Below are 24,008 nucleotides of genomic sequence, written 5' to 3'. Positions count from 1 at the left end.
ACGGCGACGCCGCTCCCGGGTGAGCGAGGTCATGCATGACGCAGACGAGGGCAGCGGTCGGCGCAGACGTGCCGGAGCCGCAGCGCGATCGCCGCACGCCGCAGCCCGCCCCGGTGCGCTCGACGCCGCTGCGCCGCCTGCCGTCGTTCGGCCGACCCCCGCGGGTCATGGGCGTCGACGTCGCACGCGGGGTCGCCGTCGTCGGCATGCTCGGCGCGCACGTCGGCGTCACCGAGGCGTTCGACTGGGCGCGCGTCGAGACGTGGACCGACGTGGTGCACGGCCGCTCCTCGCTGCTCTTCGCGCTCGTCGCCGGCATCTCGGTCGCGCTGCTCGCGGGCGGCACGCGTCGCCCCACCGATGCCGCCCTCCCGCGGCTGCGCCTCCGCCTCGTCGGCCGCGGTGCGGTCGTCTTCGCGATCGGCTGCTCGCTCGAGCTCCTCGGCACGGGCGTCTCGGTCGTGCTGACGGTCTACGGCATCCTCTTCGTCGCGATCATCCCGTTCCTCCGGTGGCGGAGGCGGTCGCTGTGGATCGCCGCTGCAGCGTTCGCGCTGCTCGGACCGCTCGCGCTCGCGCTCGTGCGGCTCGCCGCGGGCGACCCGTACGGCGAGGGCATCGCGCTCGTGCTCGGCCCGTACCCGATCACGGCGTGGCTGCCGCTGCTGCTCGCCGGCCTCGCGATCGGCCGCACCGACCTGCTGCGCGCGCGCACGGCCGTCGCGCTGCTGGCCGGTGGCGCGCTCGCGACCGCGGTCGGCTACGGCGCGGGCGCCCTCGCGATCCCGCCGCTCGAGGCATGGGCGTCCGGCGACCTCTCGGCGACGCCCGTCCTCGCCCGCCTCGTCGAGCTCGGCATCCCGCTGCGACCGCTGTGGTCGCTCGTCGAGGTGGCGCCGCACTCGGGCGCGACGCTCGAGATCGTCGGATCGGGCGGGCTCGCCGCCGCGATCGTCGGCGCGTGCCTGCTGCTCGCGCGCCCGCTGCGATGGGTGCTCCTGCCGCTCGCGGCGCTCGGCAGCATGCCGCTCACCGCCTACTCGGCGCAGCTCGTCGTGATCGCGCTCATCGGCGGGCTCGCGGGGGCAGCGGCCCTGGATGGAGCCATGTGGCCGCTGCTCACGGGTGCGCTGCTCGTCGCCACGACGGCCTGGATGGCCGTGCTCGGCGCGGGGCCGCTCGAGCGGCTCGCGCGTCGTGCATCCGCATGGATGGCGGGTGCGACGAGCGCGGATCGAGCGTGACGCGCAGGGTCGCCGGGTCGGACGCCCGACCTGCGGAGGGCTAGAAGCGGTCGGGCGAGGCGGCGTGCGGTGCGAGCACCGTGACGTCGGCGTGGCGGTCGAAGCGGTAGCCGGCGCCGCGGACGGTGCGGACGATGTCGGCCCAGTCGCCGAGCTTCGCGCGCAGACGACGCACGTGCACGTCGATGGTGCGCTCGTTGGGGCGCGCCTCGTCGTCGGCGTCGGGCCACAGGGCGTCGATGATCTCGGTGCGCTCGACCGTGCGCCCCTCGCGGAGCACGATGAACTGCAGCAGCTCGAACTCCTTGTAGGTGAGGGGTGCGATGTCGTCGCCGATCGCGACGCGCTTGCGCGACAGGTCGATCGTGACGTCGAGCGCGGGCTCCTCGACGGGCGTCTCCGCCTTGCGCAGCGACGGATCCTGCAGCGCGCGCCGCACGACGTCGACGTCGCGGCCACCCGCGCCTGCGGGGGCGAGGGCGACGGCCGCGTGCGTCTGGGCGGAGGGGGAGAGACGGGCCGTGACGCGCCTCAGCTCGGCGACGAGCTGCGCGAGCTCGATGCCGTCGGCCTCCGACGCATCCTCGCCGAGGCCGACGTAGAGCACGAAGCCGCGCGCCTCGGTGCCGGCGGGCACGGCGCGCACCGCCGAGCGACGAGCGGGAGCCTCGGGTGCGATCGGCTGGGGTGCGAGCGCGAGGTTGCCGTCGGTGGCGAGGGTGGACTGCTTGGACTGGATGTGGGTGATGGCGATGGACATCGCGATGCCTTCCGGCTGGGCGTGCGACCGTCGTCGGTCTCGCACGCAGGGTGTCGAGGTGCTGCGGTCCCGAGGGTGCTCGGGCGAGCGCTCATGCGAGCGCTCGGCGCCGGCGGCAGCTCAGTGCTGCGGCGGGCGGGCGGCGGTGCGGGGCGGAACGAGCCTCACGCACACATTCGACACATGGCGACGGCCGGCATCATCATGCCGGCATCTCCTCGGGCCACACGCGTGGTCGAGAGGAAGGGGGTCGTCGTCATGCGCACGATCCTTGCATCCTGCGCTCGAATCCGTCAACACGGGCGTGCCCCGTGCGTGACGAAGTGTGACGTCGCGCTGCGTCCCACGCTCAGGCGCGCCCGCCGTCGCGAGGGGACCGCGCGAGAGGCGCACCCCGCGGGCGGCGCGCCGGGAGGCCTCGCGTCAGTCGACCGTGCCGTAGAGGCGGTCGCCCGCGTCGCCGAGGCCGGGCACGATGTAGCCCTGCTCGTCCAGGCGCTCGTCGAGCGCACCCAGCACGAGCGTGACGTCGTGACCGTCGACCTCGCGCTCGACGCGCTCGATGCCCTCGGGGGCGCCGAGGATGCAGATGGCCGTGACGTCGACGGCGCCGCGCTCGAAGAGGAAGTGGATGGCCGCCGCGAGCGACCCGCCGGTGGCGAGCATGGGGTCGAGCACGAAGCACTGGCGATCCGACAGGTCGTCAGGCAGGCGCTCGGCGTACGTGTACGGCTGCAGCGTCTCCTCGTTGCGCGCCATGCCGAGGAAGCCGACCTCGGCGGTCGGCAGCAGCTGCATGAGCCCGTCGAGCATGCCGAGGCCCGCGCGCAGGATGGGCACGACGAGCGGGCGCGGCTCGGCGATCGCGACGCCGACCGTCGACGTGACGGGCGTATCGATGCGCTTCTCGACCACGCGGACGTTGCGCGTCGCCTCGTAGGCCAGCAGCGTCATGAGCTCGTTCGTCAGCGCGCGGAACGTGGGCGACGGGGTCTCGCGATCGCGCAGCACCGTGAGCTTGTGCGTGATGAGCGGATGGTCGGCCACGTGCACTCGCATAGGCTCAGGCTACCGATCCGAGCGCCCCTCGCGGGGCCACGAGCCAGGAGTCCCCGTGCGACATGCGGTCGAGCACGAGGCGTGGATGCGCCTGGCGATCGACGAGGCGCGGTCGGCGGCCGCCGCCACGCGCCCCGACGTGCCGGTCGGCGCCGTGCTCGTCGGCCCGGGCGGCGTCGTGCTCGCGACGGGCCGCAACGAGCGCGAGCTGCACGACGACCCGACGGCGCACGCCGAGATCGTCGCGATGCGTGCCGCGGCGGCGGCGCGCGGCGACTGGCATCTCGACGACTGCACGCTCGTCGTCACGCTCGAGCCGTGCCCCATGTGCGCAGGCGCCATCCTCGCCGCCCGCATCCCGCGCGTCGTCTTCGGCGCATGGGACGAGAAGGCGGGTGCCGCGGGCAGCGTGCTCGACGTGCTGCGCGAGCGGCGGCTGCCGCAGCGCGCCGAGGTCGTCGCCGGCGTGCTCGAGGCCGAGTGCGCGGCGCTGCTCACGGGCTTCTTCGGCGAGCGTCGCCCCGAGCGGCCCCACGCGTCCTAGCGGCGCGGGTCGGATGCGCGGGGCGCGTCGCCGTCGCCGGCATCCGCGTCGCGCACCCGGTCGGGCTCGCGGGGCGGCTGCGACGCCTCGTCGGCCTCGTCGCGCCGCTCGCGCTCGAGCCTCGCGGCGTGGTCGGCGGGTCGCCACGCCTCGTCGACGACGCCGAAGCCGCCGGGGATGGTGCCGCGCTCGCGCTGCCGCGACCGCTCGCGTCGGTAGAGGCGCGGCACGAGCGCCGCGATCACGACGACGCCGACGGCCAGCACGACCCAGGGCAGCCACTCCATCCGCCGGCTCCGATCGACCCGCGTCAGCGCCAGAGCGTCGCGACGAGCAGGTTCACGACCGCGAGGCCGCCCGCGACGTGGAAGAGCGGCTTCAGGCGCGAGTCGTCGACGACGCCGACGACGCCCGGCCCGCCGGACGCCTGCACGATGCCGCCTCCCGGCGTCGCGACGAGGCCCGTGCGCGTCGCCTGCAGCGCGCGCTGACGCAGGAACCCGACGAGGGCCGCCACGAAGACGACGACCGCGACGAGCGCCTTGATGCCGAGCTTCATGTGGTTCGGCTCGTCGAACGCGATCTGCAGGCCGTAGAGCGCGACGCCCGAGACGAGCTGGATGCTCGCGCCGAGGAGCAGGAGCGAGAACCGGAAGCCCATCCTCGCCCGCAGCTGCACGAGGAACGTGCCGACGAGCAGCGAGACGCCGATGAGGTGCGCGGCGACCAGGAGGTCGTAGCCGAGGTCCATGCCGTGCCCCTAGTTGCCGCTCTGGATGACGATGTGGTCGGTCGACGGCGCGATGTCGGGCTTCGCGAGGTAGATGTCGGGCTCGATGTAGATGACGCGCGCCACCGGCACCGCCTCGCGCACGTGTCGCTCGAGCGCGTCGATCGCACGCGCGACGTCCTCGAGGGTCGACGTGGGCGGGAAGGCGACCTTCGCCGCGACCATGAGCTCGTCGGGCCCGAGGTAGAGCGTCTTCATGTGGATGACGGCCTCGACCTCGTCCGAGCCGTTGATGGCCTCGAGGATGCGCCGGTGGTCGTCGGCGGTCGCGCCCTCGCCGATCAGCAGCGACTTCATCTCGATGGCGAGGATGATCGCGACGATCACGAGCAGCACGCCGATCGCGAGGGTGCCGAGGGCGTCGAAGGTGGCGTCGCCCGTGATCGCCGTGAGGCCGACGGCCGAGAAGGCGAGCACGAGGCCCGTGAGCGCCGCGACGTCCTCGAGCAGGATGACGGGCAGCTCGGGCGAGCGCGACGTGCGGATGAACCGCCACCAGCCCGCCGAGCCCTTGACCTTCCGCGACTCGATCACGGCGGTGCGGAGGCTGAACGACTCGAGCACGATCGCGACGGCGAGCACCCCGAGCGGGATCCACACGTTCTCGAGCTCGTGCGGGTGCTGCAGCTTGTCGATGCCCTCGACGATCGAGAAGACGCCGCCGACCGAGAACAGGATGAGGGCGACGATGAACGCCCACACGTAGCGCTCGCGGCCGTAGCCGAACGGATGGTCGGTGTCGGCCTTGCGCTTCGCGAGCCGGCCACCGAGCAGCAGCAGCAGCTGGTTCATCGAGTCGGCGAAGGAGTGGATGGCCTCCGCGAGCATCGACGCCGAGCCGGACAGCAGCCATGCGATCAGCTTCGTGATGCCGATCCCCGTGTTCGCGAGGAACGCGGCGATCACGGCCTTGGTGCCATGCGATTCGCTCACGCGCCCCACCATACGCTGGGGCGATGACCCGCATGCTGCCATCCATCGCCATCCTCGGAGCCGGATCGATGGGGGGTGCAATCCTCGCGGGCCTCGTCGCCGACGGCTCGGCGGCGTCGCTCACGGCCACGAACCGCACGCGGGCGAAGGCGGAGGCCGCGGCGGCCAGCGGGGTGCGGTCGATCGCGCTCGAGGACGAGCCGGGCGGCAACGCGCAGGCCGCTGCCGAGGCCGACGTCGTGGTGATCGGCGTGAAGCCCGTCATGGTGGCCGACCTGCTCGTCGAGATCGCCCCGTCGCTGCGCCCCGGCACGATCGTCGTGTCGCTCGCGGTCGGCACGACGTGCGCCGCCATGGAGGCGCTGCTGCCCGAGTCGGTCGCCGTCGTCCGCGCGATGCCCAACACGCCGACGCACGTCGGCTGCGGCGTCACGGGCGTGGCGGGCGGCTCGCGCGCGACGAGCGAGCAGGTGGCGCTCGCCGCGGGCGTCTTCGAGGTGGTCGGCGAGGTGCTCGTCGTCGACGAGGCGCAGATCGACGCGCTCTCGACGATCTCGGGCTCGGGCCCTGCCTACGTCTTCCTGCTCATGGAGGCGCTCACGGCGGCCGCGGAGCGGATGGGCTTCGCGCCCGAGCAGGCGGCGACGATGGTGCAGGAGACCTTCGCGGGCGCGAGCGCGCTGCTGGCGGATGCGAGGGAGCGCGAGCCGGGCATCGAGCCCGCCGAGCTGCGTCGTCGCGTGACGAGCCCGAAGGGCACGACCGAGCAGGCGATCGCCGTGCTGCAGGATGCGGGCCTCGACGCCCTGTTCGATCGCGCGACCGCGGCGGCGGCGCGCCGGGCGGCGGAGATCGCGGCGTCCTAGCGGGCCCGCCGCGCGGACGGCATCCGCCGCCGGCCGCGACGAGGAGTGGCCGCTCAGCCCAGCTGCACGCCGTCGAGGTAGCGCCACGCATCCGTGCGCGCGAAGCGCGAGCGCTCGCGCAGCCCGAACCGCTCGCCGTCCTCGGCGTACGAGGCGCGGAACGTCACGGTGCCCGCCCGGTCGAACGGGCCGCCGGCCTCGGTCGCCTCGATCTCGAGGCCGATCCACCGCTCGTCGCCCGGCTCGATCGACGCCGGCCGCGTCGACGCATCCCACGACGCGAGCAGCCAGTCGACGCGTCGCAGCGCGAACGCCGAGTAGCGCGAGCGCATGAGCGCCTCCGCGGTGGGGGCGAGGCGGGCGCCGTCGTGCACCGGCTCGCAGCACTCCGCGTACGCCAGCCCCGCGCCGCAGGGGCAGCGGCGCGCGGCGGTCACGAGCCGAGCGCCGCGAAGCGCTCGATGTCGGCCTGGTTGCCGGAGATGATCACGAGGTCGTGCGACGACACGACCGTCTCGGGCGTCGCGTACGTGAACGCGCCGCCCGGGCTCTTCACGCCCACGACCGTCAGGTTGTACTTCGAGCGGATGCGCGACTCCGACAGCGGCACGCCGCGCAGGTGGCGCGGCGGGTACATCTTCACGATCGCGAAGTCGTCGTCGAACTGGATGTAGTCGAGCATGCGGCCGGAGACGAGGTGCGCGACGCGCTCGCCGGCCTCGGCCTCGGGGTAGACGATGTGGTTCGCGCCGATGCGGGAGAGGATCTTGCCGTGCGACTGGCTGATGGCCTTCGCCCAGATCTGCGGGATCTTCAGGTCGACGAGGTTCGCGGTGATGAGCACCGACGCCTCGATCGACGAGCCGACGGCGACGACGGCGATCGAGAACTCCTGCGCGCCCACCTGGCGCAGCGCCTCGATGGATCGCGCATCCGCCTGCACCGTGTGGGTGAGGCGCTCGGACCACTTCTGCACGAGGGCGATGTCGTCGTCGATCGCGAGCACCTCGCGGTCGAGGCGCGCGAGCTGCCCTGCGGTCGCGGCGCCGAAGCGGCCGAGGCCGATGACGAGCACGGGAGCGTCGTGCGGGATGCGCTCAACCAACGATCGGCCTCTCCTCGGGGCGCGTGAACAGCTGCGTCGTCTGGCTCGCGGCGAGGGCCGCGGCGAGCGTCACACTACCGATGCGGCCGACGAACATGGTGGCGGCGAGCACGGCCTTCGCCGCCCACGGCAGGTCGCCGTGCGTGAAGCCCGTCGACAGGCCGCACGTCGCGAAGGCGCTCACGACGTCGAACAGCACGTAGTCGAGCGGCTCGTGCGTGATCTGCAGCAGCGCGATCGTCGAGACCGCGACGATCGTCGCACCCCAGAGGACGACGGAGACGGCGAGGCGCAGCACGTCGGAGGGGATGCGGCGACCGAACGCCTCCATCGACGTGCGACCGCGCGCCTCGGCGATCGCGGCGAGGAAGAGGATCATGAGCGTCGTCACCTTGACGCCGCCGGCGGTCGACGCCGAGCCGCCGCCGATGAACATGAGCATGTCGGTGACGAGCAGGCTCGAGTTGTTGAGCTCGCCGAGATCCTGGGTCGCGAAGCCGCCGGAGCGGGACATCGTCGACATGAAGAGCGACTGCAGCACCTGCTGCCCGAAGTCCGCGTCGCCCCACGAGTCGGGGTTGCCCCACTCGAGCACGAGGTAGGCGAGGCCGCCTGCGACGAAGAGGCCGAGCGAGCCGAAGAGCGTGAGCTTGACGTGCAGCGACCACAGGCGCGGGTGCTTGAGGTTGCGCAGCAGCACGAAGTACACCGGGAACCCGAGCGCGCCGAGGAAGACGCCGACCATGATGACGCCGAGGAACCACGGATCGGTCGCGTACGGCGTGAGCCCCTCGGTCGTCGGGATGAACCCCGAGTTCGTGAACGCCATGAACGCGTAGTAGACCGACTGGTACAGCGCATCCCAGAACGGCACGCCCTGCAGCAGGATGCGCGGCAGCAGCAGCAGGATCAGCACGGCCTCGATCGTGAGCACCGACAGCGCGATGATGCGCAGCAGGCCTCCCACGTCGCCGAGCCGGATGGCCTGGCCCTCCTTCACGACGCCCCTGCGCACGCGCGAGGGGTTCGTGTCGCCCGCGGCCATGAGGCGCTGCTTGAGGCCGAGCCTGCGGGCGACCGTCATGCCCAGCAGCGAGGCGAGGGTCAGCACGCCGATGCCGCCCACCTGCACGCCCACGAGCACGAGCGCGTTGCCGAAGGGGCTCCAGTGCGTCGCCATGTCGACCGTCGCGAGGCCCGTGACGCAGATGACGCTCACGGCGGTGAAGAGCGCATCGATGAAGGATGCGGGGGGCTCGTCGCCGCGGGTGGCGAGCGGCGTCATGAACAGCAGCGTCCACACGATGTTGAGCGCCGCGAAGACGACGATGGCGAACCGGGCCGGGTACTGGCTCGCGAAGGCCTCGACGCGGTCGCGGGAGCGTGCGAGCAGCGAGGCGCCCTCGCGCTGCGCGGCCGGCTGCGACATCCCGCTCCTCATCTGCTGCACCGGTCGGTGCGCACCCGAGCGTAGACCCGCGACGGCGCCGTCGCGCCCAGGTGCGCGCACCCCGGGCGGTGGCGTCGGGAGCGCGGGGTTGGACGCGCCGCATTCCGCGCTGGCAATATGTCGCCATGGCCGACATCTTCAGCGTGATCGCGGACGCCACGAGGCGCGAGATCCTCGGCGTGCTGCTCGACCGCCGCTCGACGACGGGCGAGGCGAGCGTCAGCGAGATCGTCGAGGCGCTCGGCGTCGCGCAGCCGACGGTGTCGAAGCATCTGAAGACCCTGCGCGACGTGGGGCTCGTCGAGGTGCGCGAGGAGGGGCAGCACCGCTTCTACCGCATCGACACCGCGCCGCTCGACGAGGTCGACGACTGGCTCATGCCGTTCGTCTTCGCTGGCGACGACCAGGCGCAGGAGGGCGGCCTGGGCGCCGCGGCCTTCGCGGCGTGGGCGGGCGCGAACGTGTCGTTCAAGTCGGCGGCCGAGCAGGCCCGCACCGCGGCCGAGCAGGCGCTCGATCGCGCGAACGCCATGGTCGACAACCCCGCACCCGTCGGCGAGTCGCTCGGTCGTCGCGTGGCCGACGCGGCGCACGAGGCACGGCAGAAGGCGGCAGAGCTGCAGTCGTGGCTCGACGAGCTGCAGGACCGCATCGACGACCGCCGCGGCGACGCCTCCCGCGCCATCGAGCAGGCGCGCGACCGCCTGCGCCGACGCGACTGACGCCCGGCGCGCACGCGGGGAGCGCGGCGCACGACGCCCGCCCGGGCGGCCGCGGCGGGCGGCATCCGTCGCGCCTCCTCGGTTGCGATAGGCTGGTCGGCAGTGTTCTCCGGCGCTCCCCGCGGTCGGAAGAGACGTCACGACATCGGAAAGCGAGGATCGAATGGGTTCGGTCGTCAAGAAGCGCCGCAAGCGCATGGCAAAGAAGAAGCACCGCAAGCTCCTGCGCAAGACGCGTCACCAGCGTCGCAACCGCAAGTAGCGACTGCTTCGACCCAGCGCTCGACACCTCGGTGTCGAGCGCTTCGTCGTCTCCCGGGGCGGGCACGCGCGCCTACGCTGGTGGCATGGTCGAGGTCACGTTGGTCGCGAAGCCCGGCTGCCACCTCTGCGACGTGGCGAGGCCCGTCGTCGAGGGCGTCGTCGCGGAGTTCGCCGACGCGCGGCTCGTCGAGCTCGACATGACGCAGGATGCGGCGCTCGCCGAGCGGTGGAGCGAGGACGTGCCGGTCGTCCTCATCGATGGCCGGCCGCACGCATCGTGGCGGGTCGACGCCGACCGCCTGCGCGACCGCATCGGTCGCGCGCTCGGCTGACCTCGGCCCGGAGGGCGCGACCGCTCAGGCGACGGGCTTGAAGAACGCGATGGCGCCCCACGGACGGTGCACCTCGCCGCGGCCGGCCTTCATGCCGCCGAGCACCATGTGCACGACCGTCGCGATGCCCGCGACCGAGATGAGCGCGAACCAGACGCCGACCGCCACGAGCGCGACGATGCCCTCGCGGTCGCCGGTCGTCGCGCTCACGAGGCCGCCGGGCAGCACGAGCAGCAGCAGACCGCCGATCGTGATCGCCGCGACCGTCAGCTGCCAGTTCGCCGCGTGCCGCGACACCTCGGCGGGCAGGCCGCCGAGCCGGCGCATCCGCACGTGCGTCACGACCGGCGCGATCCATGACGCGAGCTGCGACACGATCGGCACCGGGATCAGGTACAGGAAGCCGATCCACCACGCGATGGCACCCGTCTCGGGGCGCGGGTACGACTGCGGCGGCGGGCCGCCGACCGCGCCGGGCGCGACCTCGTGCCGATCGTGCTGCTCTGGCGTCGTCATGCGGATGCGCGCGGCACGCGTCAGGGCTCGAGGCGCGTCGGGCCGCGGAACAGGTACGTGGTCTCGCGGATCGACGGGAGGCCGAGCATGAGCATCACGACGCGCGCGAGCCCCATGCCGAAGCCGCCGTGCGGGGGCACGCCGTAGCGGAAGAAGTCGAGGTAGGACTCGAGCTCGGCGGGCTCCATGCCCTTCGAGCGCGCCTGCTCCTCGAGCACCTCGACGCGGTGCTCGCGCTGCGCGCCCGTCGCGATCTCGACGCCCTTGTAGAGCAGATCGTACGAGTTCGTCAGACCCTCGCCGTGACGCATGTGGTAGAACGGCCGCACCGTGTCGGGGTAGTCGGTGACGAACACGAAGTCGTGGCCGAGGGTCTCGGCGACGTGGGCGCTCACCTGGCGCTCCGCCTCGGGGTCGAGGTCGCCGTCCGCTCGCTCGATCGTGTGGCCGCGAGCCTCGACGATGGCCTTCGCCTCGGCGTGGCTGATGCGCGGGAACGGCAGCGTGGGCACCTGCAGCTCGATGCCGAACGCCTCGCGCACCTGGTCGCCGTAGCGCTCGACGACCGCCGTGATCGCGTCGGTCAGCAGCGCCTCGTGGTGCGCCATGACGTCCTCGTGGCTGTCGATCCACGACAGCTCCGCATCGACCGACGTGAACTCGGTCGCGTGCCGCGACGTGAACGACGGGTCGGCGCGGAAGGCCGGGGCGATCTCGAAGATCCTGCCGAAGCCCGCGCCCTGCGCCATCTGCTTGAAGAACTGCGGCGACTGCGCGAGGTACGCCGTCGTCTCGAAGTAGGGCACCTCGAAGAGCTCGGCGCGCGACTCCGACGCCGACGCCATGAGCTTCGGCGTGTGGATCTCGATGAAGCCCTCGTCGATCCAGCGGGTGCGGAACGCGTGCTCGATGGCGGTCTGCACGCGGAAGATCAGCTGCGCCTCGGGGCGGCGCAGGTCGAGCATGCGGTGGTCGAGGCGCTTGTCGATGCCGGTCTCGGCGTCGATGGGGGAGTCGATCGCGACGGTCTCGACCGTGAGCGAGGCCACCTTCACCTCGAGGCCGCCGAGCTTGACGCGCTCGTCGTGCTTGAGCTCGCCCTCGACGGTGACGAACGAGCCGTGCATGAGGGCCGAGATGGTGGCCGCGGTGTCGGCGGTGTCGTCGTTCACCGGGTTCACGAGCTGGGCCGAGCCCGACTCGTCGCGGAGGATGACGAACTGCACCCGCTTCTGGTCGCGCACGGTCTCGACCCATCCCTGGACCTTGACCGGTCCGGCGTCGTGGGCGGAGAGGTCGGCGATGAGCGTACGTGCAGTCACCCGTACAGCCTACGGGCGCGGCGAGGGGGTTCGTCGCTGCCGCGTCCACCCCTCGCATCCGCGACGTGCGTCGCGCATGCTGACGGCATGACGGATGCGGATGCGGATGCCGACTCGGCTGTGACCGACGCCGAGCGGTGGCTCGTCATCGACGGACGTCGATGGCGGCGCACCGACCCGGCGCTGCCCGAGGACGTGCAGGCGGCGCTGCGCTCGCACCTCGGCAGGGGGCGGTCTGCGGTCCGCGCGGGGAAGGCGGCGGGCGACGAGCGCGCGATCGCGGCGGCCAGGCGCCGCGTCGACCTCGCGAAGCACGGCCTCGGCGAACGCGGACCTCGCTGGTGGGACGAGCCCGAGGCCGACCGGCTGGCGCGGGCGCGCGACGCCATCCGCGAGCTCGACCGCCTCGGCTGACGCGCCGGTGCGCGCCGGCGCGCGGTGACGCGGGTGTCGAGCCCGACGCACGGTCGACGGCCGGGCCCGGTCGCCTCGCCGCGCGCGTCGGCGGTCGCGCCTACCGTCGCAGCATGACCGCATCCGCGTGCCTCGTGCCCGACTGCGACGAGCCCGCGGAGGCCGAGGCGCTCGTCGCGCTGTGCGCGCACCACCTCGCCCTCGCCGCCGACTCGACGCCGCGCGAGGCGGTGCTGCCGCATCCGTGCCTCGTGTGCGCCTCCCGCGTGGGCGTGCGCCTCGCCGACGGCGTCGTGTGCGCGGCGTGCGAGTGGGTGCACGGCGAGCTGCCGGACGCCGACCTCGCGCCACCGCGCGTCGACGTCGTCTACTACCTGCGCTTCGACGACCGCGTGAAGATCGGCACGACCGCCAACCTGCGGCAGCGGCTCGGGGCCATCTGGCATCAGGAGCTCGTGGCCCTCGAGCGCGGCGATCGCGAGCTCGAGCATCGCAGGCACGTCGAGCTCGCCGCATCCCGCATCGGCCGCACCGAGTGGTTCCACCTCGACGACGCCGTGCGCGCCCACGTCGACGTCGTCGCCGGCGGCCGCGACCCGTGGGCGCTGCACGCGCGGTGGCGCAGCGAGGCGCTCGCGCTGCGCGGCTGACGCGGCGGCACGCGCCGGTCGGAAGGCATAGGTGCGCTCGGTACCATGGCGGCCATGCCCGCTCGCCTGCATCTCGTGCGCCACGGCGAGGTCGACAACCCCGAGCGCATCCTCTACGGACGCCTCCCCGGCTACCCGCTCACCGAGCGCGGCCACCGCATGGCGGCGATGGCGGCCGAGAGCCTCGACCGCCCCGTCGCCCGCGTCTACGCGAGTCCGCTCGAGCGCGCGCAGCAGTCGGCGGCGCCGTGGGTCGAGCGCGCCGGCGTCGACCTGCGCACCGAGCACCGCATCATCGAGCCGACGAACGCGTTCGAGGGCAAGGCGCTCGCCACGATCCGCGCCATGCGCGACCCCGCGATGCTGCGACTCGTGTGGAACCCCTTCCTGCCCACGTGGGGCGAGCCGTACCGGGCGATCGCCGCCCGCGTCGAGGCGGCGATGACGGATGCGCTCGACGAGGTCGCCGAGTCGGGCGACGAGGGCGACGTCGTGCTCGTCAGCCACCAGGCGCCCATCTGGATCACCCACCGGCACCTCGCGGGCCAGCGGCTCTGGCACGACCCCCGCGCCCGCCGATGCGCGCTCTCGTCGATCACGACGTTCGAGCGCGTCGGCGGTCGCCTGACCGAGGTCGGCTACGCCGACCCCGCGGCGTCGATCGACGCCATCGACCTGGGAGCGGTGTGATGCGCACGTCCTCGACCGTCCGCAGCGCCATGGCCGCGATGGCCGCGGCCGCGATCGTCGCGCTCGCGGGCTGCGCGTCCGGCGACGGCGTCGCCAACCAGGGCGACACGGGCTACATCTCCGGCAGCGGTGCCGTCGAGGAGTTCCCCGCGAGCGAGCGGCAGCAGGCGCCGAGCTTCGGCGGCACGCTGTCGAGCGGCGACGAGTGGTCGTCCGACGACCATGCGGGCGAGGTCATGGTCGTGAACTTCTGGTACGCCGCGTGCCCGCCGTGCCGCGTCGAGGCGCCGATGCTCGCCGACCTCGCGACCGAGCACGAGGGCGACGTGACGTTCATCGGCGTCAACGTGCGCGACGGCGCGGCGCAGGCGGAGGCGTTCGACGAGCGCTTCGGCATCCCGTACGAGTCGATCCTCGACGCCGACTCCGGCACCGTGCAGTACGAGTTCGTGCATGCGGGCACCATCACGCCCACCGCGGTGCCGACGACGCTCGTCATCGCCGCCGACGGCACGATCGCCGCGCGCATCACGGGCGCGCTGCCCGACGCGAGCATCCTCTCGACGATCCTCGACGACGAGCTCGGATGACCGACCCGATCCTGCAGGGCCAGCTGCTGCTCGGCCTGCCCATCGCGCTGCTGGCCGGCGTCATCGCCTTCGCGTCACCGTGCGTGCTGCCGCTCGTGCCCGGCTACCTCGGTCTCGTCTCGTCGATCGCCGGCGGTCAGGACTCGCGCCGCCGGATGCTGCTCGGCGTCGCGCTGTTCGTCGCGGGCTTCACCCTCGTCTTCGTGCTCGGCACGTTCGTCGTCGGTGCGTCCGCCGAGTTCCTGCTGCGCTACCGCGACGTGCTCATGCGGGTGCTCGGCGGCGTGCTCGTCGTCATGGGCCTCGTGTTCGTCGGGCAGCTGACGGTGCTGCAGAAGGTGTGGAAGCCGCGTCAGGTGCGCTCGGGCGGCATGTGGGCGGCGCCCCTCGTCGGCATCGTGTTCGCCGTCGGCTGGACGCCGTGCATCGGCCCGACGTTCGCGGCCATCAGCGTGCTCGCGCTCGATTCGGGCACTGCGTGGCAGGCGGCGCTGCTCGGCCTCGTCTACTCGCTGGGCCTCGGCATCCCGTTCCTCGTCATCACGCTCGGCTTCGGATGGGCGTCTCGAGCCGTCGGATGGGTGCGCAGGCACATCCGCGCCGTGAACCTCGTGGGCGGCGCGGTGCTCATCGCGCTCGGCCTCCTCATGCTCTCGGGCCTGTGGATCCGGGTGTCCGACCTCTTCCAGGGATGGGTGGGCGATGTCGTCACGGTCCTCTGATCGCGCCGACGCGGGCGTCGACCCGCTGCGGCCGTCCGACCACGTCGACGCCGCGCCGGCGACCGACGCCCCTGGCGGCCCGCGCCTCGGCCCCGTGGGCTGGCTGCGCTTCGCGTGGCGGCAGCTCACGAGCATGCGCACCGCGATCGTGCTGCTGCTCATGCTGGCGCTCGCGGCGGTGCCCGGCAGCCTCGTGCCGCAGCGATCGAGCGACCCGAACGGCGTCATCGCCGTGCGCGACGCCAACCCCGACCTCGTGTGGCTGTACGACGCGCTGCAGCTGCACGACGTGTACACGAGCCCGTGGTTCTCGGCCATCACGATCCTGCTCCTCGTGTCGCTCGTCGGCTGCGTCATCCCGCGCATGCGCCACCACTGGGCGGCGATGCGCGCGCGCCCGCCGCGGACGCCGGCGCGGCTGTCGAGGCTCGTGGGCTTCCAGACGGTGCCCGGCGACGCCGCCGACGTCGCGCGCGCCGAGGCCGTCCTGAAGCGCCTCGGGTACCGCACCGAGCGCTACGGCGACTCGGTGTCGGCCGAGCGCGGGTACCTGCGCGAGACGGGCAACCTCGTCTTCCACGCCTCGATCGTCGTCATCGTCGTCGCGATCGTCGCAGGCAGCGGCTTCGGCTTCCAGAGCCAGCGCCTCGTCGTCGAGGGCGAGGGCTTCTCGCTCGCGGGGGCGAGCCTCGACACCCTGAACACGGGGCAGTGGGTCACGGCCGACGACCTGCCGGCCTTCGGCATCCACCTCGACGACCTCGACGTCGTGTACGAGACCGAGAACGTCGACGCCATCGGCCAGCCGCTCGACTTCACGGCGCACGTGCAGGTGACGGAGGACGGCGAGACGCATCCCGGGCGCATCCGCGTCAACGAGCCGCTGCAGGTGCAGGGCAGCGACCTGTACCTCATCTCCAACGGCTACGCGCCCCAGGTCACGATCACCGCTGCCGATGGCACCGTCGTCTTCGACGAGATCGTGCCGTTCCTCGCGCAGGACGACCAGATGACGAGCCTCGGCGTCGTGAAGATCCCGGACGGCCTCGCAGAGCAGGTGGGTCTGCAGGGCTTCTTCTACCCCTCGGCCGCGCAGCTCGAGACCGGCGCGTACGCCTCCTACTACCCCGATCTGCTGAACCCGCTGCTGTCGCTGCAGGTCTACACGGGCGATCTCGGCCTCGACGAGGGCGTGCCGCAGTCGGTCTACCAGCTCGACACCGAGGGGATGACGCAGGTCGCCGGTCGCGACGCCCCCGAGCCCCCGCTGCTCATCGGGCCCGGCGAGACGGTCGACCTGCCGGACGGCCTCGGCACCATCACGTTCGACGACGTGCGCCGCTACGCCGTCATCGACGTGCATCGCGACGTCACGCAGGGCTGGGTCCTCGCCGGCGCGATCGCGCTCGTCGCCGGACTGCTCGCGAGCCTGCTCATCCCGCGTCGGCGCCTGTGGGTGAAGGCGACGCCCGCTGGGCTCGAGGTCGCGGGTCTCGCGCGCGGCGAGGATCCGCGGCTCGAGGGTGCCGTCGCCGACCTGGCGAGGCGCCTGCGCGGCGACGACGACCCGGATGCCGCGGCGTCCGAGGCGCAGTCGGGCGGCGCATCCGACGGCGGCGCGGGGGAGCGGTCACCGCGGCCGCCGGCCACCGAGTCGGACCACGACCGGACGTAGACTGGGACCATGCCCGACGCCACCTGGGACTCGTACTCCCTGCTCGCCGTCTACTCGGCGATGGCCGTCTACGCCGTCGCGTTCATCGTCTTCGCCTTCGACGTCGTGCGGCGCCGAGAGCCCGCCGAGGTGCGCGAGCGCGAGCTCGTCGCCGCGGGCGGCGCCTCCGCAGGATCGACGGCGGCCCCCGCGACGGCAGCCGCGCCGAGCGGTCGCCGCAACGTCGCGAGGGTCGGCTTCGCGCTGACGGTGCTCGCCTGGGTGCTGCACGTCGCGGGCGCGGTGCTGCGCGGCATCGCGGCCGAGCGGGTGCCGTGGGCCAACATGTACGAGTTCGCGCTCACGTCGATCGGCATCATCGTCGGCGTCTTCGTGTTCGCGCAGCTGTGGCGCGACCTGCGCTTCCTCGGCGTCTACATCACGGGTCTCGCCACGCTCTTCCTCGGCGTCGCGACCGTGAACTTCTACGTCTCGCCCACGCCGCTGCCGCCCGCCCTGCAGTCGTACTGGCTCGTCATCCACGTCTTCGTCGCCGCCCTCGGCACGGGCTTCTTCGCGATCGGCTCGGGTCTCAGCATCCTGCAGCTGCTGCGCACGCGCGCCTCGGGACTCGCCTACGTCGACCGCCTGCCCGGCGCGTCGACGCTCGAGGACCTCTCGTACCGCATCAGCGTCATCGGCTTCATCTTCTGGACGTTCACGCTCATCGCAGGCGCCGTGTGGGCCGAGGCGGCCTGGGGTCGCTACTGGGGCTGGGACACGAAGGAGGTGTGGACGTTCGTCATCTGGGTCGTCTACGCCGGCTACATCCACGCGCGTGCGACGCGCGGCTGGCGCGGCACGCGCTCGGCATGGCTGCAGCTCATCGGCTTCGCGGCGATCCTCTTCAACTTCACGATCGTCAACGTCTTCTTCAAGGGCCTGCACACCTACTCGGGCCTCGAGTGACGCGCGCTTCGGCCGGCTGACGGCCGGGCGTCAGCCCTCGGCCGCCTCGAGCACGGCGTAGGCGGCGGCGAGCCGGTCGCGCCACCACGCCTCGCGCTCCTCGGGGGCGGCATGCCATGCGAGCCGGTGCTCGTCGACGACGAGCCTGCCCACGGCGATGGCGCCGTCGACGGGCACGAGCGGACCGGCGACGTCGGCCTCGAGCAGCGCGGCGGTGCCGAGGCCGCAGTCGAACGGCAGCTCCGGCAGCGCCGCGGCGAGCGCGGCGCCTTGCGAGAGCCCCACGGAGGTGTCGAGGGCGCTCGAGACGACGGCGGGCAGGCCCGCCTCGGCGACGATCGCGAGCGCGCGGCGCACGCCGCCGAGCGGCTGCGCCTTCACCACGAGCACGTCGGCGGCGCCCGCGGCGACGACCGCCATCGGGTCGGCGGCCTTGCGCACCGACTCGTCGGCGGCGACGGGCACCCCGATGCGGTGGATGCGCGCGCGCAGCTCGGCGAGCTCGGGCACCGTCGCGCACGGCTGCTCGACGTACTCGAGGTCGAGGTGCTCGAGGGCGCGCACGGCCGTCTCGGCCTCGTCGACGTTCCAGCCGCCGTTCGCGTCGACGCGGATGCGGGCGTCGGGCAGGAGCGTGCGCACCTCGCGGACGCGCGCGACGTCGTCGTCGAGCGTCTGCCCGCGCTCGGCGACCTTGACCTTCACGGTGCGGCAGCCGTCGTAGCGCTCGAGCACCCCGGCGACCTCGTGCGGGCCGACGGCGGGCATCGTCGCGTTCACCCGGATGCGGTCGCGCACGGCGGGCGGGCGCGGCATCCAGGCATCCTCGATCGCCGCCGCGAGCCAGGTCGACGCCTCGGCGGGCTCGTACTCGAGGAAGGGGCTCCACTCGCCCCAGCCCTCCGGGCCGCGCACGAGCGCCGCCTCGCGCTCGGTGACGCCGCGGAACCGCGTCGCGAGCGGCAGCCGGACGACGTGCAGGGACTCGAGGAGCGCATCGATGGGCGGGAGCATCGCCCCCATCCTGGCGCAGCGCGCCGTCGGCGTCGATGGGGCGATCGGCACGTCGGGCGGCGTCCACCGCGCTCGCGGCTGCACGTCAGCCTCGGTGCGCACGCGTACGGCACACTGGTCGCATGACGACGACCGAGATGCCGTGGGTGATCGAGTCCAGGCTCGCTCCGGGACAGCAGCGCAGGCGCAGCGTCGTGTTCGGCGTCATCGCCGCGGTGGGTGCCGCGCTCGGCGCCATCATCTTCCTCGTGTCGATGGGCATGGTCATCGTCACGCCGCAGCTCGCCGGCCTCGTCATCATGGGCCTGCCGATCTGGGGCGTGCTCACGCTCGGCACCGTCGGCTGCGGCGTGGCCGCGCTCGTGCGGCGGGGTCGCGTGAACGTGATCCTCGGTGCGGGCTCGCTCGCGCTCGTCGTGCTTACGAACCCGCTGCTGCCCCTCGTCGTCGCGCTCGCGCTCGGCGCGTGAGGCTCGCGCAGGCCGTCAGGGGTCGAGCGCGGGGCCTCGGCAGGCTGTCGCTCCTCGTCGTGCCGATCGGCGTCGTGGGGCAGGTCGTGTCCTTCCTGCAGCAGGTGACGCACCTCTTCTCGCCGGCGGCGGGCGAGCGGCCGGGCGTCATCGCCGTGCTCGTGTCGGTGACGGTGCTCGGCGTGCTCGGCGTGGGGTGCGGCCTGCTGGCGTCGTCGACGCCCGACGGCCGGCGCACGGGGGCGCTCGGTGCGTCGCTCGGCGCGGCGACGCTCATCCTCTTCCTCGTGGCGAGCGCGTTCGTCTGGCGCTCGCTCGCCATCTTCTAGGCGGCGCTCGGGCTCCAGCGAGTCGTCGGCGGCATCTGCGACACTCGCGGCATGTGCGCGCCGATGCCCGACCTCGCGATGCCGCTCGCGGCGCCGGGGCGTCGCGGCATGCGGCGGCCCGCGGGGCGGACGGGGAGGCGCGCGATCGGCATCGCAGTCGCGCGGCCGATCGATCTCGCGGGCGCGTCGAGCACGCGGGCGGCAGCCTCCGAGGTGCGGCCGTGAGCGATGGCATGCCGGACTTCGCGATGCCATCCGACGACGAGCTCGCGGCAGAGCGGCGAGCGGCCGAGGATGCGGCACGGGCAGCGGCGTCGGCCACGCCCAGCGCCGCGCGCGAGGATGCGGACGAGACGGGTGGCGTCGGCGCTCGCGCGCCCGCCGCCGGCGGCGACGCATCCCTGCCCGCTGCGACCGCGAGGCGATCGCCGAGGTCGCGACGAGCCGCGGCGCGCGCACGCGCATCCGCGCTCGTGCGCACCCCGACGGTCGCGTTCGCGGCTGGCGGCGTGCTGGCCGCCGCGCTCGCGCTCGTGCCCGCGGCGGTGGCCGAGTCGGCCGCGGAGCGCTCGTCGGTCGAGGCCCACGAGGTGCTCGCCGCCTACGTCGAGGCGGTGCGCTCGGGCGACGTCGAGGCGGCGCGCGCGGCATGGATGCCCACCGGGTCGCAGGCATCGCTCGAGCTGCTCGAGGCGGGCGCGACGCCCGACGAGCCGCCCGTGGTGGAGTGCGACGATCCGCTCGTCGGCGAGCGTCGTGCGACGGCATCGTGCGAGATCGCCGTGATGTCGGTCGAGCACGCGTCGAGCGGCTCGTCGACGATCGTGCTCGAGCGCGCCGACGACGGGTGGCGCGTCGTCGCCGGGCTCGCCGAGATGGCCGTGGTGACGATGCCGGGCGCCGTGGTGCGCGAGATCGGCGGCGCCGCCGCCGACGACGTCGACGCTCAGCAGTGGCTCATGCCGGGCGGCTACGACGTCGACTGGGCGCCGTCGACGCTCTTCGAGGGCGGCGACCTGGGAGGTCTCGTCGTCACGCGGGGCGGCGGCTGGCTGCAGGTCGACGCGCAGCTCGCGCCCGAGGCGCGTGCCGAGGCGGAGGCGACGGCGCTCGCGTTCGTCGAGGCCTGCCTCGTCGATGCGGCGACGGCCGCCAGCTGCACGCTCGAGCAGCCCGAGGGTCGCGGCGCCGTGACCGCGACCGCCGAGGCCGGGTACGGCTGGTCGGACCGAGGCTACGTCGTCCCCGTGCGCATCGAGGGGCTCGGCGACGCGGATGCGCCGATCGTCGAGGTCGAGGTGCTCCTCGCCGACGACGGGGCGACGTGGGAGATGGTGGTGCGCTCGGTGCTGCGGTGGGGGGAGCCGTGAGCGAGCCGATGCCGGACTTCGCGCTGCCCACCGACGACGAGGTCGCGGCCGAGCGTCGAGCAGCGGAGCGCGCACTCGCGGCCGATCCGACGACCGCGATGCGCGCGCGGCTCGGGCTCGACGCGCCGGACGCCGCGCGCGACGCCGCCACGGGCGCGAGGCGTGGCCGCCGCACGCCGCGGCGACTCGCGCGGGGCGGCGTGCCCCGGCGGCGCACGCCGCGCCTCGACTCCGCGCGACGACGCATCGCGCAGGCGACGCGGCATCCGCTCGTCGCGTTCGCGGCGGGGGCGGCGCTCGTCGCCGGCGTGCTCGTCGCGGGCCCGGCGCTCGCCTCGCCCGTCGCAGCGGGCTCGACGCAGCAGCTGCAGCGGCTCGTCGACGACTACGTCGCCGCCGTCCAGGAGGGCGACGTCGCGGGCGCCATGGCGCTGCACGAGCCCGACGGCGACGCGGCGTCGCGCTCGCTGCTCGACGCGGGCGTCGCGCCCACGACGCCTCCGGTCGTCGTGTGCGCGCCCGCCGAGATCAGCGAGCGCGATCGCGACGTGGCGAGCGCGCGCTGCGACGTCGCCGTGCAGGGGGTGGCGCTCGCCGACGAGATGCAGCAGCTGCGGCTCGAGCGCGTCGAGGGCTCCTGGCGCATCGACGTCGGCCTGGCCGAGCGGGTCTCCCTCTGGACGTGGCTGCTCGACGTCGTCACGGTCGGTGGCACGCCGGTCGACGGGTCGATGCTCGACGAGCCCTGCTGGCTGCTGCCTGGCGGCTACGCCGTCGAGACCGTGGCCCCCGAGCTCGTGCAGGTCGAGGGCTCGGGCGTGCTCGCGGTCGGCGGTGGCGGCGGCGGCTGGCTCGACGCGTGGCCGCAGGCGAGCGAGGCCCTGCTCGACGAGGTCGCGGCGTTCGGCGAGGCGTGGCTCGAGGCCTGCCTCGCAGGCGAGGAGGCCGGCGCGCGGTGCGATGCGCTCGTGCCGCCTGCGTCGGCCGCCGACGTGTCGGCGGTGCCCTCCGGCGAGGTGCTGCCGAGCGACGACGACTCGCTCGTCGTCGTGCTCGTCGTCGAGGGCACGGGCTCGCCGCTGCGCCCGCGCGTCGAGGTCGAGGTGCGCTTCTCCGATGCCGGCGCGATCGCGGAGGTCGCGATGCGCGAGGATGGTGCGCCGTGACCGCGCGCATGCCGGACTTCTCGATGCCCTCCGACGACGAGGTGCAGCGCCGACGCGCTCGCGCCGACGACGAGGCGCGCGAGGCCGACGCGCGTGCGGCGATGCGCGATGCCGACGCCGATGCGGCGGTCGCGCACGGCGCAGCCCGCGACGCGCCTGCGGACGACCCCGCCGCGCGCCGCGGCCCAGCCGGACGCATCCTGGCGATCGCCCGCGATCCCGTCGCGGCCTTCGTCGCAGGAGCGGCCCTCGTGGCCGCCGCCTTCGTCGTGGTGCCCGCGGTGCAGCGCGAGGCCGAGGCGGGCAGCCTCGCCCAGCTCGAGCGCGTGGTCGCCGAGTACGTCGGCGCCATCGAGTCGGGCGACCTCGCGGCCGCCACCGCGCTCGCGCGGCCCGACCCCGGCTACGCCGAGATCGCGCTGCTCGGCGCCGCCGACCCCTCGTCGTCGCCCACCATCGACTGCGCGGAGCCTCGCGTCGACGACGACCGCGCCACGGTCACGTGCAGCGTCGCGCTGCCCACCTTCGGCTCGAGCGCCCCCATGCGCATCGAGCTCGCACGCGAGGGCGCGTGGCGCATCGACGTGGGGCTCGCCGTCGCGTCGCCGCTGCTCGTGAGCCTCGCCGACGTCGAGGCCGTCGGCGGCGCGCCGCTGCCCGACGTCGAGCTCGGCGTCGACCCCGTGTGGCTGTACCCGGGGCAGTACGCGCTCGACCTCGTGCTGCCCGCACAGCTCGGGACGTCGAGCACCGAGCTCGCCGTCAGGGCGGACGGCGCCTACTGGATCGGCGGCGTCACGATCGACGACGCGCTGCGCGCCGAGATCCGCGAGGCCGGGGTCGCGTACGTCGAGGGCTGCGCGACGGCGGGCGGCGTCGGCTGCCCGCCCGTCGAGCCGCTCGGGGAGGGCCAGCGCTGGGAGGCGCTCGACGACGGCTTCATCTCCTTCACGAGGGACGACTCGGTGGGGGTCGGGCTCGACGTGCGCCGCGTCGGCGGCGCCCCCTTCGACCGCGTGCGCCTGCGGGTCGACGTCGTGTACGACGACGACCTCGACGACTACGAGCTCGTGGCCATCGTCGAGCCCGGCATGTGAGGGCCGCTCGGCGAGCCGTGACGGACCCTCGGCGTAGGGTGGATGCGTGACCGTCTCCGAGCTCTTCGATCCGAGCGAGTGGGTGGTCTCGCCCGAGTCCGCGGGCTTCGCCGACATCACCGCGCATCGCTCGCACGACGGCCGCATCGCACGCATCGCCTTCGATCGGCCCGAGGTGCGCAACGCCTTCCGGCCCTCCACGGTCGACGAGCTCTACCGCGCGCTCGAGGCCGCTCGCGTCGACTCGAGGGTGGGCGTCGTGCTGCTCACGGGCAACGGGCCGAGCCCGAAGGACGGCGGCTGGGCCTTCTGCTCCGGCGGCGATCAGCGCATCCGCGGCCGCGACGGCTACCGCTACGCCGAGGGCGACTCCGCCGCGTCGATCGATCCTGCGCGCGCCGGGCGCCTGCACATCCTCGAGGTGCAGCGCCTCATCCGCTTCATGCCGAAGGTCGTCATCGCCGTCGTGCCCGGATGGGCCGCCGGCGGCGGGCACTCGCTGCACGTCGTGTGCGACCTCACGATCGCCAGCGCCGAGCACGCGCGGTTCAAGCAGACCGACGCCGACGTCGGCTCGTTCGACGCGGGCTACGGCTCGGCGTACATGGCGCGGCAGACGGGGCAGAAGTTCGCGCGCGAGGTCTTCTTCCTCGCCCGCGAGTACTCGGCCGACCGCGCGCTCGCCGCTGGCGCGATCAACGCGTCCGTGCCGCATGCCGAGCTCGAGGCGACGGCGATCGAGTGGGCTCGCGAGATCCTCGGCAAGAGCCCCACGGCCATCCGCATGCTCAAGTACGCCTTCAACGCGGTCGACGACGGGCTCGTCGGGCAGCAGCTCTTCGCAGGCGAGGCCACGCGTCTCGCGTACGGCACCGACGAGGCCGTCGAGGGTCGCGACTCCTTCCTCGAGAAGCGCGACCCCGACTGGTCGCCCTTCCCGTGGGCGTTCTGATGCGCCGCTCGAGG

30 protein-coding genes are annotated in these 24,008 nt (G+C 73.7%); 19 read left to right on the top strand and 11 right to left on the bottom strand.

Annotation, left to right across the window (positions count from 1 at the left end; genetic code table 11):
• The first annotated feature begins 35 nt into the window (after positions 1–35).
• Positions 36–1,244, top strand: a complete 1,209-nt coding sequence (locus ACFQPP_RS11100; protein WP_376916651.1) for a heparan-alpha-glucosaminide N-acetyltransferase domain-containing protein — start codon at positions 36–38, stop codon at positions 1,242–1,244.
• Between the two features lie 40 nt (positions 1,245–1,284).
• Here the strand turns inward: ACFQPP_RS11100 and ACFQPP_RS11095 are convergent, their stop codons facing one another.
• Together ACFQPP_RS11095 and upp are read right to left on the bottom strand one after the other, a co-directional pair.
• Positions 1,285–2,004, bottom strand: coding sequence for a winged helix-turn-helix domain-containing protein (locus ACFQPP_RS11095; RefSeq protein ID WP_376916650.1), 720 nt, complete (start codon positions 2,002–2,004; stop codon positions 1,285–1,287).
• A gap of 423 nt (positions 2,005–2,427) precedes the next feature.
• A complete protein-coding gene (gene upp / locus ACFQPP_RS11090) occupies positions 2,428–3,063 on the bottom strand; it encodes a uracil phosphoribosyltransferase (RefSeq protein ID WP_376916649.1) in 636 nt (211 codons plus the stop codon).
• Between the two features lie 85 nt (positions 3,064–3,148).
• On the opposite strand from upp, the gene ACFQPP_RS11085 reads away from it, so the two are divergent.
• Positions 3,149–3,607 (top strand): nucleoside deaminase, encoded by a 459-nt coding sequence (locus ACFQPP_RS11085; protein WP_376916791.1) that lies wholly within the window; start codon positions 3,149–3,151, stop codon positions 3,605–3,607.
• Here the strand turns inward: ACFQPP_RS11085 and ACFQPP_RS11080 are convergent.
• Genes ACFQPP_RS11080 through ACFQPP_RS11070 form a run of 3 tightly spaced genes read right to left on the bottom strand, consistent with a single transcriptional unit; the run spans position 3,604 to position 5,330 of the window.
• On the bottom strand, positions 3,604–3,894 hold the full coding sequence (locus tag ACFQPP_RS11080; protein WP_376916648.1) for a hypothetical protein: 291 nt from the start codon (positions 3,892–3,894) through the stop codon (positions 3,604–3,606). The two genes, ACFQPP_RS11085 and ACFQPP_RS11080, sit on opposite strands and share 4 nt — an antisense overlap.
• Before the next feature lie 23 nt (positions 3,895–3,917).
• A complete protein-coding gene (locus ACFQPP_RS11075) occupies positions 3,918–4,358 on the bottom strand; it encodes a hypothetical protein (RefSeq protein ID WP_376916646.1) in 441 nt (146 codons plus the stop codon).
• 9 nt (positions 4,359–4,367) lie between these two features.
• Positions 4,368–5,330, bottom strand: coding sequence for a cation diffusion facilitator family transporter (locus ACFQPP_RS11070; protein WP_376916645.1), 963 nt, complete (start codon positions 5,328–5,330; stop codon positions 4,368–4,370).
• Positions 5,331–5,353: 23 nt separating this feature from the next.
• Here ACFQPP_RS11070 and proC point away from each other — a divergent pair, with 23 nt between their 5' ends.
• Positions 5,354–6,196, top strand: a complete 843-nt coding sequence (gene proC / locus ACFQPP_RS11065) for a pyrroline-5-carboxylate reductase (RefSeq protein WP_376916644.1) — start codon at positions 5,354–5,356, stop codon at positions 6,194–6,196.
• Positions 6,197–6,249: 53 nt separating this feature from the next.
• On the opposite strand, the gene ACFQPP_RS11060 is transcribed toward proC, so the two are convergent.
• Genes ACFQPP_RS11060 through ACFQPP_RS11050 form a run of 3 tightly spaced genes read right to left on the bottom strand, consistent with a single transcriptional unit; the run spans position 6,250 to position 8,730 of the window.
• Positions 6,250–6,633, bottom strand: a complete 384-nt coding sequence (locus ACFQPP_RS11060) for a YchJ family protein (RefSeq protein WP_376916643.1) — start codon at positions 6,631–6,633, stop codon at positions 6,250–6,252.
• Positions 6,630–7,301: a potassium channel family protein gene (locus tag ACFQPP_RS11055; RefSeq protein WP_376916642.1), complete on the bottom strand. Its 672-nt coding sequence runs from the start codon at positions 7,299–7,301 to the stop codon at positions 6,630–6,632. The genes ACFQPP_RS11060 and ACFQPP_RS11055 overlap by 4 nt, the downstream gene beginning before the upstream one ends.
• Positions 7,294–8,730, bottom strand: a complete 1,437-nt coding sequence (locus ACFQPP_RS11050) for a TrkH family potassium uptake protein (protein WP_376916641.1) — start codon at positions 8,728–8,730, stop codon at positions 7,294–7,296. Before ACFQPP_RS11050 ends, ACFQPP_RS11055 begins: the two co-directional genes overlap by 8 nt.
• 146 nt (positions 8,731–8,876) lie before the next feature.
• Between ACFQPP_RS11050 and ACFQPP_RS11045 the strand changes: the two genes are divergently transcribed.
• The 3 genes from ACFQPP_RS11045 to ACFQPP_RS11035 all read left to right on the top strand — a co-directional run bounded on the left by ACFQPP_RS11045 (position 8,877) and on the right by ACFQPP_RS11035 (position 10,069).
• A complete protein-coding gene (locus tag ACFQPP_RS11045) occupies positions 8,877–9,473 on the top strand; it encodes an ArsR/SmtB family transcription factor (RefSeq protein WP_376916639.1) in 597 nt (198 codons plus the stop codon).
• A 163-nt stretch (positions 9,474–9,636) separates the two neighbouring features.
• A complete protein-coding gene (locus ACFQPP_RS11040) occupies positions 9,637–9,735 on the top strand; it encodes a 30S ribosomal protein bS22 (protein ID WP_021011861.1) in 99 nt (32 codons plus the stop codon).
• Between the two features lie 85 nt (positions 9,736–9,820).
• The gene (locus tag ACFQPP_RS11035; protein ID WP_376916638.1) at positions 9,821–10,069 is read left to right on the top strand and encodes a glutaredoxin family protein; all 249 of its coding nucleotides are present in this window, start codon (positions 9,821–9,823) and stop codon (positions 10,067–10,069) included.
• A 24-nt stretch (positions 10,070–10,093) separates the two neighbouring features.
• On the opposite strand, the gene ACFQPP_RS11030 is transcribed toward ACFQPP_RS11035, so the two are convergent.
• Both ACFQPP_RS11030 and aspS read right to left on the bottom strand, forming a co-directional pair.
• Positions 10,094–10,585, bottom strand: coding sequence for a hypothetical protein (locus ACFQPP_RS11030; RefSeq protein WP_376916637.1), 492 nt, complete (start codon positions 10,583–10,585; stop codon positions 10,094–10,096).
• Positions 10,586–10,605: 20 nt separating this feature from the next.
• Positions 10,606–11,907: an aspartate--tRNA(Asn) ligase gene (aspS, locus tag ACFQPP_RS11025; RefSeq protein WP_376916636.1), complete on the bottom strand. Its 1,302-nt coding sequence runs from the start codon at positions 11,905–11,907 to the stop codon at positions 10,606–10,608.
• An 87-nt stretch (positions 11,908–11,994) separates the two neighbouring features.
• Here aspS and ACFQPP_RS11020 point away from each other — a divergent pair, with 87 nt between their 5' ends.
• The 7 genes from ACFQPP_RS11020 to ccsB all read left to right on the top strand — a co-directional run bounded on the left by ACFQPP_RS11020 (position 11,995) and on the right by ccsB (position 17,596).
• The gene (locus ACFQPP_RS11020) at positions 11,995–12,321 is read left to right on the top strand and encodes a biopolymer transporter Tol (RefSeq protein ID WP_376916635.1); all 327 of its coding nucleotides are present in this window, start codon (positions 11,995–11,997) and stop codon (positions 12,319–12,321) included.
• A 113-nt stretch (positions 12,322–12,434) separates the two neighbouring features.
• On the top strand, positions 12,435–12,971 hold the full coding sequence (locus tag ACFQPP_RS11015) for a GIY-YIG nuclease family protein (RefSeq protein ID WP_376916634.1): 537 nt from the start codon (positions 12,435–12,437) through the stop codon (positions 12,969–12,971).
• Positions 12,972–13,025: 54 nt separating this feature from the next.
• Complete coding sequence (locus ACFQPP_RS11010; protein ID WP_376916633.1) at positions 13,026–13,661, top strand: histidine phosphatase family protein; 636 nt, start codon at positions 13,026–13,028, stop codon at positions 13,659–13,661.
• Positions 13,661–14,251, top strand: a complete 591-nt coding sequence (locus ACFQPP_RS11005; RefSeq protein ID WP_376916631.1) for a TlpA family protein disulfide reductase — start codon at positions 13,661–13,663, stop codon at positions 14,249–14,251. Before ACFQPP_RS11010 ends, ACFQPP_RS11005 begins: the two co-directional genes overlap by 1 nt.
• Entirely contained in the window at positions 14,248–14,973 is a 726-nt protein-coding gene (locus ACFQPP_RS11000; RefSeq protein ID WP_376916630.1) for a cytochrome c biogenesis CcdA family protein, read from the top strand. Before ACFQPP_RS11005 ends, ACFQPP_RS11000 begins: the two co-directional genes overlap by 4 nt.
• Complete coding sequence (locus ACFQPP_RS10995) at positions 14,954–16,648, top strand: cytochrome c biogenesis protein ResB (protein WP_376916629.1); 1,695 nt, start codon at positions 14,954–14,956, stop codon at positions 16,646–16,648. Before ACFQPP_RS11000 ends, ACFQPP_RS10995 begins: the two co-directional genes overlap by 20 nt.
• 9 nt (positions 16,649–16,657) lie before the next feature.
• Positions 16,658–17,596, top strand: coding sequence for a c-type cytochrome biogenesis protein CcsB (gene ccsB / locus ACFQPP_RS10990; protein WP_376916628.1), 939 nt, complete (start codon positions 16,658–16,660; stop codon positions 17,594–17,596).
• A 30-nt stretch (positions 17,597–17,626) separates the two neighbouring features.
• Here the strand turns inward: ccsB and ACFQPP_RS10985 are convergent, their stop codons facing one another.
• Positions 17,627–18,610, bottom strand: coding sequence for an o-succinylbenzoate synthase (locus ACFQPP_RS10985; RefSeq protein WP_376916626.1), 984 nt, complete (start codon positions 18,608–18,610; stop codon positions 17,627–17,629).
• 122 nt (positions 18,611–18,732) lie between these two features.
• On the opposite strand from ACFQPP_RS10985, the gene ACFQPP_RS10980 reads away from it, so the two are divergent.
• The 6 genes from ACFQPP_RS10980 (at position 18,733) to ACFQPP_RS10955 (ending at position 23,994) form a co-directional block, all read left to right on the top strand.
• Entirely contained in the window at positions 18,733–19,080 is a 348-nt protein-coding gene (locus tag ACFQPP_RS10980) for a hypothetical protein (RefSeq protein WP_376916625.1), read from the top strand.
• On the top strand, positions 19,077–19,409 hold the full coding sequence (locus ACFQPP_RS10975; protein WP_376916623.1) for a hypothetical protein: 333 nt from the start codon (positions 19,077–19,079) through the stop codon (positions 19,407–19,409). The genes ACFQPP_RS10980 and ACFQPP_RS10975 overlap by 4 nt, the downstream gene beginning before the upstream one ends.
• A 221-nt stretch (positions 19,410–19,630) precedes the next feature.
• Positions 19,631–20,779: a hypothetical protein gene (locus ACFQPP_RS10970; RefSeq protein ID WP_376916622.1), complete on the top strand. Its 1,149-nt coding sequence runs from the start codon at positions 19,631–19,633 to the stop codon at positions 20,777–20,779.
• Complete coding sequence (locus ACFQPP_RS10965) at positions 20,776–21,945, top strand: hypothetical protein (protein ID WP_376916621.1); 1,170 nt, start codon at positions 20,776–20,778, stop codon at positions 21,943–21,945. The genes ACFQPP_RS10970 and ACFQPP_RS10965 overlap by 4 nt, the downstream gene beginning before the upstream one ends.
• Positions 21,942–23,042, top strand: a complete 1,101-nt coding sequence (locus ACFQPP_RS10960; protein WP_376916620.1) for a hypothetical protein — start codon at positions 21,942–21,944, stop codon at positions 23,040–23,042. Before ACFQPP_RS10965 ends, ACFQPP_RS10960 begins: the two co-directional genes overlap by 4 nt.
• Positions 23,043–23,088: 46 nt before the next feature.
• A complete protein-coding gene (locus ACFQPP_RS10955; protein WP_376916619.1) occupies positions 23,089–23,994 on the top strand; it encodes a 1,4-dihydroxy-2-naphthoyl-CoA synthase in 906 nt (301 codons plus the stop codon).
• Positions 23,995–24,008: the final 14 nt, after the last annotated feature.

Origin of the sequence: Agrococcus sp. GCM10030265 (assembly GCF_042666675.1) — a bacterium.
GTDB lineage: Bacteria > Actinomycetota > Actinomycetes > Actinomycetales > Microbacteriaceae > Agrococcus.
The sequence above is the reverse complement of the archived record's forward strand: the minus strand, read 5'-3'. Positions and strand labels throughout refer to the sequence as shown.

Bases quoted from the DNA above. Each gene is read 5' to 3' on its own strand.
- ACFQPP_RS11100 (WP_376916651.1), top strand. From the start codon at position 36: ATGACGCAGACGAGGGCAGCGGTCGGCGCAGACGTGCCGGAGCCGCAG.
- ACFQPP_RS11095 (WP_376916650.1), bottom strand. From the start codon at position 2,004: ATGTCCATCGCCATCACCCACATCCAGTCCAAGCAGTCCACCCTCGCC.
- upp (WP_376916649.1), bottom strand. From the start codon at position 3,063: ATGCGAGTGCACGTGGCCGACCATCCGCTCATCACGCACAAGCTCACG.
- ACFQPP_RS11085 (WP_376916791.1), top strand. From the start codon at position 3,149: ATGCGCCTGGCGATCGACGAGGCGCGGTCGGCGGCCGCCGCCACGCGC.
- ACFQPP_RS11080 (WP_376916648.1), bottom strand. From the start codon at position 3,894: ATGGAGTGGCTGCCCTGGGTCGTGCTGGCCGTCGGCGTCGTCGTGATC.
- ACFQPP_RS11075 (WP_376916646.1), bottom strand. From the start codon at position 4,358: ATGGACCTCGGCTACGACCTCCTGGTCGCCGCGCACCTCATCGGCGTC.
- proC (WP_376916644.1), top strand. From the start codon at position 5,354: ATGACCCGCATGCTGCCATCCATCGCCATCCTCGGAGCCGGATCGATG.
- ACFQPP_RS11050 (WP_376916641.1), bottom strand. From the start codon at position 8,730: ATGTCGCAGCCGGCCGCGCAGCGCGAGGGCGCCTCGCTGCTCGCACGC.
- ACFQPP_RS11045 (WP_376916639.1), top strand. From the start codon at position 8,877: ATGGCCGACATCTTCAGCGTGATCGCGGACGCCACGAGGCGCGAGATC.
- ACFQPP_RS11040 (WP_021011861.1), top strand. From the start codon at position 9,637: ATGGGTTCGGTCGTCAAGAAGCGCCGCAAGCGCATGGCAAAGAAGAAG.
- ACFQPP_RS11035 (WP_376916638.1), top strand. From the start codon at position 9,821: ATGGTCGAGGTCACGTTGGTCGCGAAGCCCGGCTGCCACCTCTGCGAC.
- ACFQPP_RS11030 (WP_376916637.1), bottom strand. From the start codon at position 10,585: ATGACGACGCCAGAGCAGCACGATCGGCACGAGGTCGCGCCCGGCGCG.
- ACFQPP_RS11020 (WP_376916635.1), top strand. From the start codon at position 11,995: ATGACGGATGCGGATGCGGATGCCGACTCGGCTGTGACCGACGCCGAG.
- ACFQPP_RS11015 (WP_376916634.1), top strand. From the start codon at position 12,435: ATGACCGCATCCGCGTGCCTCGTGCCCGACTGCGACGAGCCCGCGGAG.
- ACFQPP_RS11010 (WP_376916633.1), top strand. From the start codon at position 13,026: ATGCCCGCTCGCCTGCATCTCGTGCGCCACGGCGAGGTCGACAACCCC.
- ACFQPP_RS11005 (WP_376916631.1), top strand. From the start codon at position 13,661: ATGCGCACGTCCTCGACCGTCCGCAGCGCCATGGCCGCGATGGCCGCG.
- ACFQPP_RS11000 (WP_376916630.1), top strand. From the start codon at position 14,248: ATGACCGACCCGATCCTGCAGGGCCAGCTGCTGCTCGGCCTGCCCATC.
- ACFQPP_RS10995 (WP_376916629.1), top strand. From the start codon at position 14,954: ATGTCGTCACGGTCCTCTGATCGCGCCGACGCGGGCGTCGACCCGCTG.
- ccsB (WP_376916628.1), top strand. From the start codon at position 16,658: ATGCCCGACGCCACCTGGGACTCGTACTCCCTGCTCGCCGTCTACTCG.
- ACFQPP_RS10985 (WP_376916626.1), bottom strand. From the start codon at position 18,610: ATGCTCCCGCCCATCGATGCGCTCCTCGAGTCCCTGCACGTCGTCCGG.
- ACFQPP_RS10980 (WP_376916625.1), top strand. From the start codon at position 18,733: ATGACGACGACCGAGATGCCGTGGGTGATCGAGTCCAGGCTCGCTCCG.